At 67.0% G+C, this 3,184-nt stretch carries 1 protein-coding gene and 2 pseudogenes; 1 reads left to right on the forward strand and 2 read right to left on the reverse strand.

The annotated features are described in order from the left end of the window. Positions 1–407: 407 nt before the first annotated feature. Together GA0115234_RS03515 and GA0115234_RS03520 are read right to left on the reverse strand one after the other, a co-directional pair. Positions 408–575: pseudogene (locus tag GA0115234_RS03515) on the reverse strand (IS5/IS1182 family transposase); the annotation flags it as partial. A 102-nt stretch (positions 576–677) separates the two neighbouring features. Continuing rightward, complete coding sequence (locus GA0115234_RS03520; protein ID WP_176729060.1) at positions 678–1,481, reverse strand: class I SAM-dependent methyltransferase; 804 nt, start codon at positions 1,479–1,481, stop codon at positions 678–680. 448 nt (positions 1,482–1,929) lie between these two features. Here GA0115234_RS03520 and GA0115234_RS03530 point away from each other — a divergent pair. Next, positions 1,930–3,024: pseudogene (locus tag GA0115234_RS03530) on the forward strand (DUF4037 domain-containing protein). Positions 3,025–3,184 lie beyond the last annotated feature (160 nt).

Below are 3,184 nucleotides of genomic sequence, written 5' to 3' on the forward strand. Positions count from 1 at the left end.
AACCATCTGACCTTCTGTCACCCCTCCCCGCATCTCGGGGGAACCTCAGTACGACGCTGACAGAGTTCGCGACTACCTGGATGAAGGAAGCCGGGGTGAGGCTGGTCTCCATCTGGACTGGCGGTGACCCGGGCCATGCGCCCGCCCGGAGAACGTACGAAAAGGCCGGATATACAGCTTTGCCGCTGGTCCGCTACTACAAGGCCCTGTAGTCCTCCCACCCGCATCTTGATGCCCATGGGCTGCAACCACTTGCTGATGGGACCGCGGCAGTGCTGGGAGGATGGTTCAGCGCCTCCGGTCCGTAGGATTCCGGGTGGCGGTGGTCCGGACAGACGCCGTGTTGATCAGTCTCGTTGGGCTTCGCGGGAGGCCGGTTGTCCGCTGCGGCGGGAGGATCGGCGGGTGATCCTTGCATGCGAGCGGTTGACAGCCTGCTGACCTGTGGGAAGCGTCTCCCAGCGACCCCAATAGGGCAGCCATACGGTGCCGCCGGCGCCCCGGTAACCCTTGTCGGCCCAGCACTCCACGCCGGCTTCCTCCAGGGCGTCGATGATGCCGTGGGTTCGGCTCGCGAAGAACCCGCTGCAGGCGGTCGCGAGCCGGCAGGTCGGCAGGTCGGCAGGTCGGCAGGTCGGCAGGTCGGCAGGTCGGCAACGAGAACGACGAAAGGCGGATCAGCGCGCCAGCTCAGACGTGCCTCGCGCCTGGTCGCGGCTGGCGACCACCAGGTATCCATCGCTCTCGGGGTCGAAGGTGGTGGACTGCACCGTGAGCCCGACACTCCGCAACTGCGCCACGAGGTCCTCGTACCGGTAGGGCCAGACGGACAACCGCTCCGAGCAGGCTCGCACTGCCCCATCCGGCTCGATCTGGGCGACCACAATCTCGAGGAAGTGTTCCTGCTCCCAGCGCTGCTCGATCTGCCAGTAGTAGCTGACGACCGCATCGCGCTCGTTGCGGCGGATGAGTCTATCGCGGACGTCTACCCGTGAGCCGGCGGAGCGCACGAGCTCCCAGTTGCGTGAGTGGAGCACAAGGCGTCCGCCCGGATTCAGCAGCCGCGACATTGCTTCCAGGGCGGTCAGGCGCCCGGCTGCGCCCTTGGCGTGCCCGAGCGAGTTGCCGACGCAGAACACCAGATCGAACGTGGAGTCCTCCAGGTGGTCGGGCAGCTCGTCCCAACTCGCGCGGAGGGCTCGAAGCGAGACACTCTGCTCGTCGGCAGCCTTCTCGGTCCGGCGAACCATCCCATCACTGGCGTCTGCGGCGACCACGTCAAGGCCAAGACTCGCGAGACCGACGGCGAGCTGGCCGGTTCCACACGCGCAGTCGAGGACACGCGCGTTGGGCGGCAGAGAGCCCACGACATCGCTGTAGTAAACCGCGGCTGCCTTGGCGGGGGTCAACCTGTCGTCCCCGATCAGCCACTCGTATACGTCGGAAAGCGCCCCATAACCAGCCACCGCGATAACCTCCATCACTCGACGACACGCGGGCTAGACCGCGCCTGCGATTCGGACCTTGCGCCTCGCACTGTGCCGGGCCGTGTCAGCGAAGCATTGAGCAGGACCCAACCACTTCCGGTCGCTGAGACTCCACCGGATTTCGTGGGAAACCGCGACACGCCGCACCGACGCAGGTCCCCACTCCACCGGCGCCCCATCGGCCACGATGGGGACCGCGGCCGGCAAGCGCGCGCGTTCACTGCGGAGCGCTTTCACTGCCTCGACTGGTGGATGCGCCGCAGCCTGCGGTGCTTAGCGGTCGGTTCTTCGAAGGGGTTCGGGAACTCGATGGGCGTCGAGAGACGCCTGGATTCCGTACACAGGTGGCGGGTTGGACCGGCCGTACGCGCGTTCCGGAGCAACCTGCCGGACGGGGAAATGCCTTCGACGGGGTGGGCACCGATCCGGCACCCTCTCCAGCATGATCACGCCGTCCTTCATCCCCGGACTGGAACTCTCCCAGCGCTTCTACTGCGAAGCCGTGCGGCCTTTGCTGGACGAAGCTGCGCCCGGGGTTTCGCACTCCGCAGCCCGTCTTGGCAGCGGTTCGGAAGTCCTCGGATTCGATACCGCCCGCTCCGCCGACCACGAATGGGGACCCCGCCTGCAGATCTTCCTGTGCTCGCAGGACGTCACACGCTACGGCGCGAGGATCACGGCACTGCTCTCCGAACGCCTGCCGAAAACCTTCCGCGGCTACCCGACGCACTTTGCCCCCGCCGGCGAGGGGGACATCCGGGTCATGCGGACCACTGACGGGCCAGTCCATCACCGGGTCGAAGTCACGGACCCAGGGACTTGGTTCACCGCGTAACTGGGCTTCGACCCGCGTTCCGACGTCACCCTGCCGGACTGGCTGGCCACCCCCACTCAGCTCCTCGCCGAGGTCACCGCCGGTGCCGTCTTCCACGACGGACTCGGCCAACTCGCACCAATCCGCGCCAACCTCGAATGGTACCCGCACGACCTCTGGCTTCACCTGCTCGCCTGCCAGTGGCAGCGCATCTCCCAGGAGGAGGCATTCGTCGGCCGCTGCGGCGAAGTGGGCGACGAACTCGGCTCCGCCGTCGTCGCCGCACGCCTGGTACGCGATCTGATGCGGCTCTGCCTGCTCATGAAACGCCGCTACCCGCCCTACAGCAAATGGCTCGGCAGCGCCTTCGCCCGCACCGCCCAGGCCCCCGCCCTCACCCCGGTCATCACCGCTGCCCTGGCTGCTACGGACTGGCGCACCCGCGAGTACCACCTGGCTGGCGCCTACGAGGCCGTCGCGGTCGCACACAACCAGCTCGGCCTCACCGACCCTGTCGATCCCGCCACGCGGCCCTACCACTCCAGACCGTTCCAGGTTCTGCACGCCGAACGCTTCACCGCGGCGCTGAGAGTCAACATCACCAATCCGACCATCAGCTCCTTGCCCGCTATGGGCACCGTCGACCAGTTCATCGACAGCACGGACGTTCTCAGCCGCCCGGAATTGACGCGCGCCTCCATCAACGGTCTGCTCACCTCCTGATCCCCGTCTTCAAAGCAATAGAGGAAGAGAACGAAGCGGCCTGGCAACAGGGGAGGGTTGGCTGGCAGCGCTCCCGCCCGGTTCTCCGTCGGGGGCCGGGCGGGCGTGAGAATGAGGTTCCCCCGAGATGCGGGGAGGGGTGACAGAAGGTCAGATGGGT

Source organism: Streptomyces sp. DvalAA-43, assembly GCF_900091725.1.
In the GTDB taxonomy this organism is placed as follows: domain Bacteria; phylum Actinomycetota; class Actinomycetes; order Streptomycetales; family Streptomycetaceae; genus Streptomyces; species Streptomyces pulveraceus.

Bases quoted from the DNA above. Each gene is read 5' to 3' on its own strand.
- GA0115234_RS03520 (WP_176729060.1), bottom strand. From the start codon at position 1,481: ATGGAGGTTATCGCGGTGGCTGGTTATGGGGCGCTTTCCGACGTATAC.